The 13,863-nt window shown below is 61.3% G+C and carries 14 protein-coding genes, 1 tRNA gene and 2 pseudogenes; 10 read left to right on the top strand and 7 right to left on the bottom strand.

The features are described from left to right. Positions 1-79: 79 nt before the first annotated feature. Entirely contained in the window at positions 80-781 is a 702-nt protein-coding gene (locus X738_RS48315; RefSeq protein WP_031254144.1) for a GntR family transcriptional regulator, read from the top strand. Positions 782-1,550: 769 nt separating this feature from the next. On the opposite strand, the gene X738_RS48310 is transcribed toward X738_RS48315, so the two are convergent. Then, the gene (locus X738_RS48310) at positions 1,551-1,982 is read right to left on the bottom strand and encodes a group I truncated hemoglobin (RefSeq protein WP_023797262.1); all 432 of its coding nucleotides are present in this window, start codon (positions 1,980-1,982) and stop codon (positions 1,551-1,553) included. A gap of 782 nt (positions 1,983-2,764) precedes the next feature. On the opposite strand from X738_RS48310, the gene X738_RS48305 reads away from it, so the two are divergent. Continuing rightward, on the top strand, positions 2,765-3,103 hold the full coding sequence (locus tag X738_RS48305; RefSeq protein WP_023797260.1) for a 4a-hydroxytetrahydrobiopterin dehydratase: 339 nt from the start codon (positions 2,765-2,767) through the stop codon (positions 3,101-3,103). 146 nt (positions 3,104-3,249) lie between these two features. Here X738_RS48305 and X738_RS86775 read toward each other — a convergent pair whose 3' ends face one another. Then, positions 3,250-3,570, bottom strand: coding sequence for a VOC family protein (locus X738_RS86775; RefSeq protein WP_373420391.1), 321 nt, complete (start codon positions 3,568-3,570; stop codon positions 3,250-3,252). Positions 3,571-3,751: 181 nt separating this feature from the next. Between X738_RS86775 and X738_RS48300 the strand changes: the two genes are divergently transcribed. From X738_RS48300 to X738_RS48295, 3 genes are all read left to right on the top strand, one after another. Continuing rightward, positions 3,752-4,156: a hypothetical protein gene (locus X738_RS48300; RefSeq protein WP_023797258.1), complete on the top strand. Its 405-nt coding sequence runs from the start codon at positions 3,752-3,754 to the stop codon at positions 4,154-4,156. Continuing rightward, positions 4,138-4,320 (top strand): hypothetical protein, encoded by a 183-nt coding sequence (locus X738_RS84520; RefSeq protein WP_156942545.1) that lies wholly within the window; start codon positions 4,138-4,140, stop codon positions 4,318-4,320. The genes X738_RS48300 and X738_RS84520 overlap by 19 nt, the downstream gene beginning before the upstream one ends. Before the next feature lie 466 nt (positions 4,321-4,786). After that, positions 4,787-5,524: a protein-L-isoaspartate(D-aspartate) O-methyltransferase gene (locus X738_RS48295; protein ID WP_023797256.1), complete on the top strand. Its 738-nt coding sequence runs from the start codon at positions 4,787-4,789 to the stop codon at positions 5,522-5,524. A 176-nt stretch (positions 5,525-5,700) separates the two neighbouring features. Here the strand turns inward: X738_RS48295 and X738_RS86770 are convergent, their stop codons facing one another. Then, positions 5,701-6,084, bottom strand: a complete 384-nt coding sequence (locus tag X738_RS86770) for a hypothetical protein (protein ID WP_245277585.1) — start codon at positions 6,082-6,084, stop codon at positions 5,701-5,703. Positions 6,085-6,195: 111 nt separating this feature from the next. Here X738_RS86770 and X738_RS48290 point away from each other — a divergent pair, with 111 nt between their 5' ends. Both X738_RS48290 and X738_RS86765 read left to right on the top strand, forming a co-directional pair. Next, complete coding sequence (locus tag X738_RS48290; RefSeq protein WP_245277584.1) at positions 6,196-7,977, top strand: SAM-dependent methyltransferase; 1,782 nt, start codon at positions 6,196-6,198, stop codon at positions 7,975-7,977. A 27-nt stretch (positions 7,978-8,004) separates the two neighbouring features. Next, positions 8,005-8,204, top strand: a pseudogene (locus X738_RS86765) (amino acid ABC transporter ATP-binding protein); the annotation flags it as partial. Positions 8,205-8,271: 67 nt separating this feature from the next. Here the strand turns inward: X738_RS86765 and X738_RS48285 are convergent. Then, positions 8,272-8,797: pseudogene (locus X738_RS48285) on the bottom strand (cytochrome c). A 48-nt stretch (positions 8,798-8,845) separates the two neighbouring features. Beyond that, positions 8,846-10,282 carry an adenylate/guanylate cyclase domain-containing protein gene (locus X738_RS48280; RefSeq protein ID WP_245277583.1) on the bottom strand — a complete coding sequence of 479 codons (1,437 nt, stop codon included), beginning with the start codon at positions 10,280-10,282 and terminating at the stop codon, positions 8,846-8,848. Positions 10,283-10,717: 435 nt separating this feature from the next. On the opposite strand from X738_RS48280, the gene X738_RS0140495 reads away from it, so the two are divergent. After that, positions 10,718-11,443, top strand: coding sequence for a tyrosine-type recombinase/integrase (locus tag X738_RS0140495; RefSeq protein ID WP_245277582.1), 726 nt, complete (start codon positions 10,718-10,720; stop codon positions 11,441-11,443). Positions 11,444-11,449: 6 nt separating this feature from the next. Here X738_RS0140495 and X738_RS48275 read toward each other — a convergent pair. After that, positions 11,450-11,534: transfer RNA gene (locus X738_RS48275), tRNA-Leu, on the bottom strand. A 288-nt stretch (positions 11,535-11,822) separates the two neighbouring features. Here X738_RS48275 and X738_RS48270 point away from each other — a divergent pair. Then, positions 11,823-12,410, top strand: a complete 588-nt coding sequence (locus X738_RS48270; RefSeq protein WP_023797252.1) for a YqaA family protein — start codon at positions 11,823-11,825, stop codon at positions 12,408-12,410. Positions 12,411-12,502: 92 nt separating this feature from the next. Further along, on the top strand, positions 12,503-13,021 hold the full coding sequence (locus X738_RS48265; protein ID WP_023797251.1) for a disulfide bond formation protein B: 519 nt from the start codon (positions 12,503-12,505) through the stop codon (positions 13,019-13,021). Between the two features lie 157 nt (positions 13,022-13,178). Here the strand turns inward: X738_RS48265 and X738_RS48260 are convergent, their stop codons facing one another. Then, a complete protein-coding gene (locus X738_RS48260; protein WP_023797250.1) occupies positions 13,179-13,736 on the bottom strand; it encodes an HNH endonuclease in 558 nt (185 codons plus the stop codon). Between the last annotated feature and the right edge of the window lie 127 nt (positions 13,737-13,863).

Raw genomic sequence — 13,863 nt, 5'->3', positions numbered from 1 at the left:
CCGCACAGGATGTTCGATGTCCGGCCTGAAACGCGGTGTTCGCGCCGCTATGCGATCCGGCCGCCGGGACAATGAGACGATGGACCTGCTTCGACCAAAGACACGGGACGACAAGCCGGCGATGCGCTGGTTTCCGGTCTATGCCGGCCTGCGCGATGCCATCGTCAGCCACCGCCTCGCACCGGGCACAAAACTACCCGAGGACGAACTCGCCTCGATCTATTCGGTGAGCCGCGCGGTGATACGCGCGGCGCTGCAGGCGCTGTCGCATGACCGCTTGGCCCGGCTCGAGCCGAACCGCGGCGCGTTCGTCGCCCAGCCGACCAAGCAGGAAGCGCGCGAGGTGTTCGAAGCGCGGGCGCTGATCGAGCCCAAGGTAGCGGCGCTTGCCGCCGACGTGGCAAAGCCGGCCGAGATCGCGCAACTGCGGCTTCATCTCGAAAAAGAGCACGAGGCCCTGCATGCCGGCCGCGACAGCGACGCCATAATGCTGTCGGCAAAATTCCATGTCGGCATCGCCGAAATCGCCGGCCATTCGATCCTGACCGGCTTCGTCAAAGACCTGTTGTCGCGGTCGTCGCTGATCATCGCGCTCTACTGGCACCGCCGCGACACCACCTGCGAAAGCCACGCCCATCGCGCCCTCGTCGATGCAATCGAAAAGCACGACGCAAAAAACGCGTCCGACCTGATGCGAAGTCATCTCATCGACCTTCTGTCGGGCCTTGATCTGTCGCTTGGCGAGAAGAAGCCCGAGAGCCTGTCGGACATCTTGCGCTGATCTCCGCTGTCAAACTCTTCGCCGGAGTTCGCCTATGTCCGCACCATGCTGGGCGTGCATAGCATGCATCGGCCCATGAGGACTGCTTCTTCGTTCCTGCTGTCATAACAGTAGCGCTCGTTAAGTCCGCGGCGCTGCCCTCCAACTGCACCTGCTCCTGCTGGGCCATAGAGTCCCTCCCGCACAACGGTCGGGCAACGCGCCCGATCAGAGCTTGACTCAGCGCAGTCGCAGCAAGGATTGGGCAAACTGCCGGTTTTTCTTATGGCCTTAGATACGACCTGATGCGATCGGTCGGCCCTCGCGAGAGGCCAGTTCCAGACTGCACTTTTATGCGACTTTGGGCGAACAAACGTCCAACAACGTCAGAACGACTTCGCTCACATGCTGGGATCCGCTGTTCGTCATGGGCTCAGTTGTGCCAAGAGCGACCCTTCCGAGCCGAGAACCAAATGTGCCGCATTAGGGCCGACAGCGGACTGGCAGCTTCCAGCTGCCGATCTTCAAGAGCGGACATTCAGTCCGGTGTCAGTATTGTCGTGACCTGACCCTCTGCTGCTCTTCAAGCCCTCGTCTCGGAACGTCGTGATTGGTGGAGCATTGCCAGCAGAAAAATGTATGACGCGAGCACACCAGTTTCCCGACGTTCGCGATGCGCTGCCAAAGCAGACTTTCGCGTAACCACCGGAGTCGACCCCTTGCGGACCCTTCCATCGAAGGCGTCGTACGGGAAGACCTGACCCATCCGGCAGCGTGTAGCAGATAAGTCCTACCCCTCGACAATGTCGCTTTTCATCGGAGCCAAAAGACCGAGCAACTCGTCTTTTTCCTGCTTTGGCACCTTGAAGTGATCGAGCGCCGCGGTGAGGTCTTCAACCAGGGCGTTAAAGTCCGCCTCCGTAATCCCCAAGCCTTGGTGAGCGGCTTTCATGTCCTTGCCGGTGTAAGTGCAGGGTCCGCCCGAGGCCTGACAGACTTGATCGACCAGATTGCTCTTGAAGGCCGGAATATCGGAGTTGGCGAAAAAGGTGTTGATGCGCTTGTCAGCGGCGAGATTAGCGACGAACCTGTCCACGACTGCGGTAATCGCCGGCTGTCCGCCTAGGCGCTCATAAAGGCTCTTCTGCTGCGCGCCCGCCGCGAGCGTGACACCAATCACTACCGCCGCTGCAAGCAAAAACTCCTTGGCGATTGATCTCATTGCGACTTCCTCCCTTTGCCAGGCAGCGCGCGAGAGGCGCTGGGGAAGATTGCAGCGTCTAGTCCCCTCAACGCCCTAGAAATTCTACACGTAAAAGCTTGCTCCAGCTATGCCAATTTCGCGATCAGGCCGTATAGGCGGCGAAACGCAAAGCGTCCCTTCGATTTCCAGTGATTTACCGCGCGGTGTGCCGCTGGACCGGCAAGCCGCCGCGCCACCTGCAAGGGTGATGCGGACACTCATTGGCTGGACCATGAAAGACCGCTCCTGGCGCGAGTTCGCCGTTTACTGACCCAATCCGGCGGCTAGAATCGGCGGCGCAAACCGGTTCTGTTCGGGTTTGAGCTTGCCGTTCACAATACCTGCGCCATAATGGTCATGTGGGAATGGATTTTCGCAACGCCGTCGATGAAGCGACCGATGGGTATCAAGATCCGCTGGCTGGAGTGACCGGGCGATACAGACAAGTCGCCGGCGCTGGTGGCCAGAGAGCGTCCTCGGTTCAGGCTCACGATCGGCGGCCCCCGGTCGAGATCGTCTCTTGAACGGAAGGCGGCCCCGTTGCCGCAGGTGATTTGAGATGCACAATCACCCGAAACAGAGCCGGGGCACCGATCGACTGAGTCCACAAAAGCACAGCGATCGGCCGAGGGAGACCGACAACAAGCGCTTTGCCGAGCAGATTCGCAAGTTTCTCCGCAAGCACTATGCGAGCAAATATCGGGTGCGGTAAACAGTGGTCGCTGCACCAGGAACCCCGATGTGCAATAAGGGAGATCGTCATGGCAGAGAGCATTGCCCAGAAAACCTGTACGCCCTGCCGTGGCGGCATACCGCCGCTGACCGAGAAGGAAGCCGGCGGATATCTTTCCCAGACGCCCGGCTGGGATCTTCTGGAGGCGGGACACCTGATACGCCGCAAATTTAAGTTCGCGGACTTCCGGGAAGCACTCACCTTCATCGACGAGGTCGGCCGGTTGGCGGAAGAGGAGGGGCACCATCCGGACATCTGCTTCGGCTGGGGCTACGCGGAAATCTCGCTGCAGACCCATAAGATCAGGGGCCTGCACGAGAACGATTTCATCATGGCAGCGAAGATCAATCAGCTAGCCGGTTTGTAAAGGGCGCTCGGCTCTGAACGGCCGGAACGGGTCTATTGCCCGGTTCGCCAACGGCTCAGTCGCGCCAGGAGTGACACACCGATTCCTTAGATTGGGAGGGTTCGACGGCGGTGATTGCCATCGGGCCGGCTCCCTTGGCGCGACGCTCACGGATTCCAGCCGCCGCTGCCGTACGGACGCGTGATGATTTCGAGCAGATGCCCGTTCGGGTCTTCAAAGTAGAGACCGCGCCCACCGTCGTGGTCGTTGGTCTCCCCCCGGCTTTCGTTGGCCGGGGTCAGCCCAGTAAGGCAAGTTCCGTTCGCGGATGCGGTTGAATATCTGTTCGAATTCGGCGTCGTCGACCAGAAAGGCGTAATGCTGGCGCACGACCTTCTCCTCGGTATCCATATAGTCGAGATTGGCGTCGTTGTCGGTCGTGACCATTGGAACGGCCCCCAGCGCCGCGGCGCCGGCAGCCCCAGCATGTCGGCCAGGAAATCTGCCGAGGCCTTGCTGTCGCGAGCCGGCAGAATCGTATGATTGAAATGGATCTCCATATTAGGCCCTCTGCAACGAGGTGAGCTTCATTTTCGAAGGAGGCTTCGCCCGGTTACACCCGGGCCTGCCCGTTGTTCCGGGCCTCGCGAATTGAGAGCTGAAAGCCGAATGGCCGCAAATCCTGGCGTGGATACCGGCTGCCGCGCCTGGCACCAGCACGGCCCTATGCCGCCGCAATGCGTGCGCGACGCCACCACCGCCTATCTCAAGGCCGAAGACGCCATCGGCCAATGGCTGGCCGAATGCTGCGCGCAAAGGCGGCGAAGTGCCGACCAAATGCGCCTACGCACCGTGGAAAAGCTGGGCGAGCGCAACAACGAAACCTCGGCTCGAAAAGGCGTTTACGCAAAAACTGGAAGACCGCGGCTATGGGCAGCGACACGGCCATGGCACCGACTGGTTCTACCCGGCTTCAGCGTCCCGGAAAACGAGACCGAGCTGGCGGAACGCGAACGGCAGGTAGCTTATGAAAACCGCCGCTACGGAGGTAAATCGTGGGTTTCAGTGACTTGATTCGCCTGAAAAGGGAGCACCCCGCCCATCCCGCGCAGACCTCCGCCGCGCATCTTGTGCATCGGCCCGCGCAGCCGCGTGACGACAAGGGCCGTTTCGCCCAAGCCGCCAAGGATCAGGCGCGGCAATTCGGGTTGGCTCTGGAGATGGAGGAAGCATTGTGAACACGCACAAGGATGCGATGGCTTGGGTTATGCTGATCAACAACGTGATGTGCCTGTGTGCCCGCAATCCCGCCGCATCTGGGCCGAAAGCGGTAAGTCCGCTTGCGGCGCAGGGAGAGCGTTAGCGGACGTTTAACTTGCGAGGCCCGCTGGCGCGGTCTGACCCTCTCCGGACCTTCGTGTCGATTCGTCGGAGGGGCTGCAATAAAGTGGATAGCGGACTTGCAGGCAGGTAACCGCGGATTCCTTGGTACCCGTGAAAGGGTGCGTACTGTGGTCGGGCTGCTTGCCGTCCCATTTGCGGTCGCCGCCTTAACCCGAGGCGGAAGGCGCCTTCTGACGCACCTTAACCTCCAACGGGGTTGATCCGGGCCTGGTGCCGCGACATGTTTGGTGTGAGATCGGACCGGCGTTCGCTTAAAATGGCCGCCGCCTTTGTTCTCGCGTCGTGGGCCAGGAGAGATTCATGAGTGCTCTAGCCCTGTGCCGAGCGTTGCTGGCCGCGTTTGTCGCCGTTGCCGCCGTCTTCGTTTCGACGTCGGCGCCCGCCCAGGACCGCGCAGCGGAGCGTGCGGCCATGATCGAGACGATAAAGGGGCACGCCCGCTCCGGGGCACAGAGTATCGATCCGGCGGTGCTCAGGACGATGGGCACGGTGCCGCGCCACCGTTTCGTATCCGAGGCGCAGCGCGGCGCGGCCTATGATGACCGGCCCCTGCCGATCGGGCACGGTCAGACGATCTCGCAGCCCTTTATCGTCGCGCTTATGACCGACCTGATCAATATCCGGCCAGGCGACACCGTTCTCGAGATCGGCACCGGCTCGGGCTATCAGGCAGCCGTCCTGTCGCCGCTCGCCGACAAGGTTTACTCCATCGAAATTATCCCGGAATTGGGCAACAGGGCAGCGGCACGACTTGCGGAGCTTCGCTTCGACAACGTCGAGGTGAAGGTGTACGACGGCTACTACGGCTGGCCTGAGCGCGCACCCTTCGACGGCATCGTGGTGACTGCGGCGGCCAGCCATATCCCGCCGCCGCTTGTCGAGCAGCTCGCTGAAGGAGGCCGAATGGTCATCCCTGTGGGAGGACCCTTTGCAACCCAGTTTCTCATGCTCGTCGAGAAGCGACGAGACGGAGGCGTCACGACCCGGCAGCTGCTGCCGGTGAGCTTCGTTCCGCTGCGGGGAGGTCCCTCCCGGTGAGAGCGGGCCGCATGCTGCCAGTCGGTCTCATTTCGGCAGCGGTTCTCGGTTACGAACTGCTGCTGATGCGATTGTTTTCGATCGTTCAATGGCACCATTTTGCCTACATGATCATCAGCATCGCGCTCTTGGGCTTCGGCGCGAGCGGTACGTTCATTGCGCTCGCACAGCGCTGGCTAGTGGAGCGGTACCCGGCTGCTTTCGCGGCGTCGGCAGCGCTGTTCGGCATGACCGCGGTCGCCAGCTTCGCCATCGCCGAACGTCTGCCGTTCAACGCGCTCGAGATCATCTGGGATCCGCGACAGCTCGGTTGGCTCGCGGCCAGCTATGCGCTTCTGATCCTGCCGTTCTTCTTTGGCGCGACCTCCGTCGGCCTTGCTTTCTGCCGCCATCCCGGACAGATCGGACGCGTCTACGCCTTCGACTTGGCCGGCGCAGGGATCGGTGCGCTGGGTGTCGTCGGGCTCCTGTTCCTGGTCTTTCCATCTACGGCGCTGCGTTTCGTTGCAGCCCTGGCATTCGCGGCGGCTGCCTTTGCCGCGTTCGGCATGGTCCGCCATCGGTGGCTCGCAGCGGGCGGCCTTGGGTTAGCAGCGGCGTTCGTTGCAGTATCGCTACCGCCGTCCTGGGTGGCCCCCGAGCCGCATATGTCGCAATATAAGGGCCTCCGCATGGCCCTGGAGGTTCCTAACGCGCGGGTGATCGAGGAGCGGTCGAGCCCGCTCGGGTTGCTGACGGTTGTCGAGAGTCCGACCATCCCCTTCCGTTACGCGCCTGGCCTCAGCCTTGCCAATACCCAAGAGCCGCCTGCGCAACTCGCCGTCTTCACCGATGGCGACAGTATTGCGGCGATCACCGCCTATGGAGGCGATCCGGCGAAGGTCGCCTATCTCGACCGGACAACGGCGGCGCTGCCGTACCGCATCCTCGAGCGGCCGCGGGTACTAATCCTCGGCGCCGGGGGCGGCGAGCAGGTGCTGCTGGCGCTGCGCGCCGGGGCCGATACGGTGGATGCGGTAGAAGTCAACCCGCAAATGATCGACTTGGCTCGGAATCGCTTCGCCGACTTCGCTGGCGGTATCTTCAGCCGACCGAACCTGCGCTTGCATTTGGCCGAGGCGCGCGCCTTCGCTGCGACTGCCGGCGAGCGCTACGACCTGATCCAGATGCCGCTCCTCGATTCCTTCAGCGCGGCCGCAGCCGGCGTGCAGAGCTTGCATGAAAATTACACCTATACCGTGGAGGCAATGCGGGATTACCTCGCGATTCTCGGACCAGAGGGTGTCGTCGCTATCACGCGATGGCTGCGAGTGCCGCCGCGTGATAGCCTTAAGCTGTTCGCCACCGCCATAGCAGCGCTCGAGGCGGAAGGCGTGGCCGAGCCGGATCGGCACCTGGCGCTGATCCGGAGCTGGAATACCGCAACTTTGCTCGTCGCCAAGTCGCCGTTCAAAGGCGAAGACATTGCGGTCATTCGCAGCTTCGCGGCCGAGAACTTCTTCGACATCTCTTGGGTGCCGGGCATCTCCGCGAGCGACGTGAACCACTTCAACCAGCTCGATCAGGAATATCTCTACGAGGGAGCCCTCGCGCTCCTCGGCCCTGAGCGCGCCGACTTCATCGAGCGCTACAAGTTCGCCATCGCACCGGCCACCGACAATCGGCCCTATTTCTTCGACTTCTTCCGCTGGCGCGCCCTGCCCGAACTCCTAGCCCTGCGCACCCAGGGCGGGGCAGCGATGCTCGACTGGAGCTACCTGATCCTCGTGACGACTCTGGTCCAGGCTGCCATCCTCAGCGCCATCCTGATCCTCCTGCCGCTATGGATTCGCAGAGACGCGCTCGGAAAAGCTTTGCACCGGCTGCGCTTCGGGCTCTACTTCCTTGCCTTGGGGCTAGCCTTCCTCTTCATCGAAATCGCCTTCATCCAGCGCTTTGTGCTGTTGCTCGGTCATCCGTTCTACGCTGTCGCTGTCGTGCTTGCGGGCTTCCTCGCATTCGCCGGTCTCGGTAGCGCCGTTGCCGCACGCTGGGCCGCGACGGTTGGGCGCGGGTCGGCGGTGCGCGGCATCGCCCTCGCTGTCGGGGTTATCGCGATCCTGGCTGCCACCTACCTTCTCGCGCTGCCCTCAGTATTCGAAAGGCTGCTGGCGTTCCCGGACGCCGCTAAGATCGCGATCGCGCTCCTTCTCATAGCGCCGCTCGCTCTTTTTATGGGCATGCCGTTTCCCCTCGGCCTCGGGCATGTCGGCGCGCGTTCGGAGACATTCATTCCCTGGGCGTGGGGAATCAACGGCTGTGCGTCCGTGCTGAGCGCGATTCTCGCCACGCTGCTTGCAATGCATGTCGGGTTCTCTGGCGTCGTGATGATCGCCGTGGTCCTTTATCTTGTCGCCCCAGCCTTGCTGGCAAATCGGCTCACGATCCGAACCATGATTCCTTTCCAGTCGTGAAGCTCTTCGCGCCCACGTGGCGCCATCGACCAGATCACCTCCGCACTTGACCCCGAATTGGTTGCCGAGATGCTCGGCGTCCAGGGAACTTGCCGCCGACGGCATCACGCTCTTGATGGTCATCCAATGCAATGCGTTTCGCTAGCAGCGCCGTTTTAATTCATGAAGGCCGCATCGACGAGATCGGCCCGCCCGGCAAGGTCTTCGCCAGCCCTAACACGCCCGACCCGACTAAGATTCAACGGCTTATCGTGCCGATCGGCGCGGAGACCCCCATGCCGATTGACACCCGGCCTATTTCGGCGCCGCGGCTACGGTTTCGCCCGGCGGCATGATCCGGAACATGAAGCTCGACACCTTTTCCCCCGGTTTGAACGGGCCCGGGACCTGGTTGCCCACCGGCTTCACGCTTTGAAGGAATGCTGCGATCGCCGTTGCGTCATCGGCCGTCAGATGCGCAAAAGCGTGCCAAGGCATAATCGGCGCAAGGATGCGGCCGTCCGGCCGTTCGCCCGTCTGAATCGCGGCAACGATCTGCTCGGGGGTCCAACTGCCAATCCCGGTCTCCTTGTCCGGCGTGATGTTGCGGCCGACAAAAACACCCTGACCAGGAATCTCGAAGCCTACGTCCGAGCCGCCAAGAAAGCGCGACATGTCGGGCCTTCCGAAGAAGTAACCCGGCGTGGCAGTCGTTGCATCCGCCGATCGTGACGAGGTATTCGCCGCGCTTAATCTGCGCGTCGTCGGCAATGGCTGTGACCAAAGAAAGCGCAGCTAACAACGCGGTCAAGAACGCGAGGCGAACTGGTGTCCGAAGCATCGTTTCCTCCCTTTCATTATCGCAACGCGGCCGGGCTTTGTGGCGTCATTACTGCACTAGCCCCGCTTGGCGCAGGCCAACGGTAAACTTCTCGGCATCCGAGGGATCCCTGAACGGCAAACGGCCGATATGCTCGACGGGGGAGTACCTCGGATTGATTTCCTTGAGTTCGCGCCAAACTTCGCCGGCCTCGTCCAATTTGCCAAGGTGGCCCAATGCTGAGGCGAGGAACGCGCGCGACAAGTCCGTGGTGGGATTGAGCGCGATACGATCCCTGAACAGAGCCGCCGCAGTCTCGTAATCGCCGGCTACGAAATAAGCGGTGCCCAGGAAGTGTACGTGCTGCTGTCGTGAAATCGGATCGAGGCGTATCGCCCGTTCAATCATGGGAATGGCTTTCGCCGGCTCTCCCGTATAAATGTGAACGGTACCCCGCATGTTGAGCGCGGGAGCGTAGTTGGGATTTAGCAACAACGCCCGGTCGGCCTCATGGGCCCATCGCTCATAGTCCCTCATGAACATGGCCACCATTGCGGCGACATAATGGGCGAAAGGGTCCTGGTCGTCCCTGGCGATCGCTTGGGCTGTGAAGCGATCGGCTTGATCAAGTGACTTCTCGGGCGCGTCGGTCCAATGGTTCTGATAATCTAGGATATAGGCCATGCCCAGACCCGCATAAGCGGCGGCGTAGGACGGATCGATCTCGATCGCCCGACGGAAATAGGTGGTCGATTGATCGAACATCTCACGATCTCTCTTGAGCCCAAGGATCAACTCGCGACCCCTCAAAAAGAGATCGTGGGCGTTCACGTCTTTCGTGCCGCCATCGACAATCAAGGATTTCTCCGCCTCGCTGAGCCTGACCTTCAGCGCAGCAACGATTTGTTGCGTGATGTCGTCCTGGACCTCGAAAATGTCAGTGAGGTCACGGTCGTAGCGCTCGGCCCAGAGATGTCCGCCACGTGTGCCATCGATCAGCTGGGCGGTGACGCGAACCCGGTCGCCGGCCTTTCGAATGCTGCCTTCGACAGCGAACTTGACGCCGAGTTCGCGGCATACGTGAGGGACACTGAATGTCTTTTCTTTGTAGACGAAAGCCGAGTTGCGCGCGATGACGAACAGGCCGGATGCCTTGCTGAGATCGGTGATGATATCCTCAGTGATGCCGTCACTGAAGTATTCTTGCTCCGGATCGCGGCTCATGTTGTTGAAGGGAAGGACCACGATCGATGGTCGTTCCGGGAGCGGCATCTGATCAACACCGGGCGACGACGCCACGGTGTCACGAACCCAGCGCCAGATGCGGACCGGCCGGTCGATATTCTTGACCCGCTGTTCCCCCAGATCCTCGAACGGCAACTCAATGCGATCGCGCACCTGGTCATAGACTGCCGCCGATACGCAAACACCGCCCGGTTCCGCCAATCCCTCCAAACGGGCCGCGACGTTGACACCGTCTCCGTGGATGTCGTCGCCATCGATCACCACGTCGCCCAGAAAGCTACCAAAGGGCGTTTCCCCTGATCGTGACCGACACGGAAACGTGCGCCTGTACTTTCGCGCCCTCGGCCGGTCCAAAGTCCGACTACGGGAGAAGCCGGGGACAAAGGAGTTTGAGGCCGAGGTGGCTTGTGCTGGCTAAACGTTCCCTACGCGCCTCTGAAACTCAGCGGCACCGCGGACCGAAATGAACCGGTGTCCCAGAGGGACTTTCGCTGGCTATGCCAGGAGTACAAGCGACGTGTAAGGCTCTCACCCAAAATCCTTGCTCGACGGTCATCGGTTCTCGATGAAATCTGCAACAGCGAGCACAAAAGCGGCAGCAAGCGGGGGACACTCCCCTTCGACCTCCTGGAGCGGAAGCACGTCCTCGAAATTCGAGATGATCTCCGTTCGACGCCAGGTGCTCAGAATGAGGTCGTGAAGGTCATCTCGGCCATGTACGGTTGGGCGATTGAGAACGAGATCGTCCGGAGCAATCCAGCTCTCGGGATCAAGCGCCTGAAATCTGGCGATGGATTTCACACATGGTCCGTCGCAGAGGTGCGTCAGTTCGAGGCACGCCATCCACCTGGCAGCAAGGCACGTCTGGCACTGCATCTGGGACTGTTTACGGGACTGCGTCGCCAGGATCTTGCCATCCTTGGGCGCCAGCACGTCAGGAATGGATGGCTACACATCCGTCCCCAGAAGACCAGCAAATCGTCGGGTGTCGAGGTGGAGCTTCCCATTCTTCCTCAGTTGAGGGCGACAATCGACGCCAGTGCCTGCGGTGACCTGACCTTCTTGACGTCGGAATGGGGAAAACCATTCACCGTTAATTCACTTGGTAACAAAATGCGGGACTGGTGCGATCAAGCGGAGTTGCCCCACTGCACCCTTCACGGCCTTCGAAAAGCAGGAGCCACTATAGCAGCCGAGAACGGTGCTACTGACGAGCAGCTCATGGCGATCTTCGGTTGGACCACCAAGCAGCAAACGACGCACTACACGAGGAAGGCGCAACGCCGCCGGATGGCTGGACAGGCCGCCCATCTCTTGGTTATTCCGGAACAAAATCTGGACGAAATTGTCCCACCGAAAAAGTCGATGACAAAGAGTGGGACAAAAATCAGAAAAAGGTCCGGCAAATCAACACCGGTATAAAGGTGGTGGTGCCCCTAGCCGGGATCGAACCAGCACTCCTTGCGGAACTCGATTTTGAGTCGAGCGCGTCTACCAATTCCGCCATAGGGGCTCAGGCCGGGCGGCCTGGATGGGCGCGGACTATACGGTTGGAGGCCTGTTCGTCAACTGGCCAATTCGGGGTGGCCAATTCCGGGCATTCGGCTTTCGCTCGGCCGCGGCCTTTCGATTTCGTGAAGCTACGGCCATTGTGCGGCGCGAAAAATCTTTCTAGACAGGCAGCGCATTGAAGCGCGCCGCGTCTGGAGAGATTCATCTGGCGTGCTTTTGGTCTTGGTTTTTATGCATTGTTGTCCCAAAGGCGCTGCGCTTTTTTGGGCGACGTGCATCAGGAGTGCCGATGCTTCGCGGACTTTACGACTGGACCTTGTCGCTGGCGGCGAAGAAATCCGCCGAATGGTGGCTGGCCTTCATCGCTTTCGTCGAAAGCTCGGTATTTCTCGTGCCGGCCGACGTGCTCTATCTGCCGATGGCGCTGTCGCGGCCGGATCGCGCCTATCGCTACGCGCTGGTCGCCACGCTGGCCTCCGTTCTGGGTGGCATAGCCGGCTGGTACATCGGCAACTACGCCTATGACACGGTGGCGCGGCCGATCCTTGTATTCTACGGCAAGTATGACGACTTCGAGACACTGCGCGTCTCGGCGGGCACCGGATTCATCGTGCTGATGCTGATCACCTCCGGCCTCGCCCATCTGCCGCCGATCAAGGTGGTGACGATCCTGTCCGGCGTCATCGGCACGCCTTTGCTGCTGTTCATCGTGCTGGCGATCGTGGCGCGCGGCGCCCGTTTCCTGTTCCTCGCCTGGCTGCTGCGCCGCTATGGCGAGCCGATCCGCGAGTTCATCGAAAAGCGCCTCGGCATGATCGCCGGCGCCGGCGCCGCTGCCCTGATTTCGCTCTATATCGTCGTCAAATACGCGTTTTAGAGCATGATCCCGAACCGAAGGTCAGCGTAGCAAAAAGTGGGCGCCGGCTTTCGGAAAAGTTCATGCTCAACAACAAGGCGAACGGCAGATCGATGACAGCGACCGTGAATGCCGACCCTGGACGCCAGCGCATGCGGACGGCGTTGTTCCTCGCCGCCGCCATGGCCGCCACCGTCGGCTCGGCGCTGGCCTTCCAGCATCTCGGCGGCTACATCCCCTGCAAGCTCTGCCTGGAGCAACGCACCCCCTATTACATCGGCGTGCCGCTGATGCTGCTGGCGGCGCTTGCGACGACCTTGCGCTGGCCGGCCTGGCTGACACGCGGCCTGCTGGCCGTCGGCGGCCTGCTGATGGTCTACGGCGTCTATCTCGGCGTCTATCATTCCGGCGTCGAATGGGCGTGGTGGCCGGGGCCGACCGACTGCGGAGCGGCTGCCGGACCGGTCGACACCGGCGGCAAGGGCGTGCTCGATGCGCTCGACAGATTCGTCCCGCCCTCCTGCGACAAGGCGGCCGTGCGCATCCTTGGCTTGTCGCTGGCCGGCTGGAACGCCATCGCCAGCTTCGTCCTGGCAATCATCGCCTTCCGCGGCGCCTTTGCCCGCGGCTGAGCTGCACAGCGCAGAGTTCGTCCAGAAATTCGTCAGGCCGGAGCGCATGACGTGGGTTTCGAGAACCGGAGCGGAGCGTACTTACAGTACGTGAGCAGAGCAACGGAAGCGCAGAAAGCTGCGTCAGGCGACCGGCATGGCGGATTTCTGCCGAACTCTATGGCTCCAGTTCGACATCCCAGTAGAGATAATCCATCCAGCTTTCATGCAGATGGTTGGGCGGGAACAGGCGGCCATTGTTGTGCAGATCATGCACCGTCGGCTGAAAAGGTTTCTGCAGCGGCCACATCTTGGCGTGCGCCGGCATCATGCCGCCTTTCCTCAGATTGCAGGGCGAGCAGGCGGCGACGACATTCTCCCACGTCGTTGCGCCGCCGCGATGGCGGGGAACGACATGGTCGAAGGTCAGATCCTCCGGCGTGCCGCAATACTGACACTGGAAACGGTCGCGCAGGAAGACGTTGAAGCGGGTGAAGGCCGGATGCCGCGATGGCTTCACATAAGCTTTCAGGCTGACGACGCTCGGCAACTTCATCGAGAAGGTCGGCGACGACACCGCGTGCTCGTATTCGGCGACGATGTTGACCCGCTCGAGGAACACCGCCTTGATGGCGTCCTGCCACGACCAGAGCGACAGGGGGTAATAGCTGAGCGGACGGTAATCCGCGTTCAGCACCAGTGCTGGAAGCCCATCCGGAGATACGGCAACCGTCACGTCATTGACCTCCTTGGTCCAGTGCATGACCCCGAAAATCGAATCGATTTTCGGAAAGGATCATGCACAGATTCAAAAAGTCTTACAGCGTCCTTTGCGCATCCAGTCGGATGCGCGGCGCTGTAGC

The sequence above is a fragment of the Mesorhizobium sp. L48C026A00 genome, from assembly GCF_000502375.1.
In the GTDB taxonomy this organism is placed as follows: Bacteria; Pseudomonadota; Alphaproteobacteria; order Rhizobiales; family Rhizobiaceae; genus Mesorhizobium; species Mesorhizobium muleiense.
Note: the sequence above shows the minus strand (reverse complement) of the source record. Positions and strands in the feature narration are given on the sequence as shown.

Excerpts from the sequence above, each read along its gene's own strand:
- X738_RS48270 (WP_023797252.1), top strand. The coding sequence starts at position 11,823 with ATGCTTCGCGGACTTTACGACTGGACCTTGTCGCTGGCGGCGAAGAAA.
- X738_RS48295 (WP_023797256.1), top strand. The coding sequence starts at position 4,787 with ATGAGTGCTCTAGCCCTGTGCCGAGCGTTGCTGGCCGCGTTTGTCGCC.
- X738_RS86775 (WP_373420391.1), bottom strand. The coding sequence starts at position 3,570 with ATGCTGGGGCTGCCGGCGCCGCGGCGCTGGGGGCCGTTCCAATGGTCA.
- X738_RS48265 (WP_023797251.1), top strand. The coding sequence starts at position 12,503 with ATGACAGCGACCGTGAATGCCGACCCTGGACGCCAGCGCATGCGGACG.
- X738_RS48310 (WP_023797262.1), bottom strand. The coding sequence starts at position 1,982 with ATGAGATCAATCGCCAAGGAGTTTTTGCTTGCAGCGGCGGTAGTGATT.
- X738_RS48305 (WP_023797260.1), top strand. The coding sequence starts at position 2,765 with ATGGCAGAGAGCATTGCCCAGAAAACCTGTACGCCCTGCCGTGGCGGC.
- X738_RS48290 (WP_245277584.1), top strand. The coding sequence starts at position 6,196 with ATGGCCCTGGAGGTTCCTAACGCGCGGGTGATCGAGGAGCGGTCGAGC.
- X738_RS86770 (WP_245277585.1), bottom strand. The coding sequence starts at position 6,084 with ATGGCGGACCATGCCGAACGCGGCAAAGGCAGCCGCCGCGAATGCCAG.
- X738_RS48315 (WP_031254144.1), top strand. The coding sequence starts at position 80 with ATGGACCTGCTTCGACCAAAGACACGGGACGACAAGCCGGCGATGCGC.
- X738_RS48300 (WP_023797258.1), top strand. The coding sequence starts at position 3,752 with ATGGCCGCAAATCCTGGCGTGGATACCGGCTGCCGCGCCTGGCACCAG.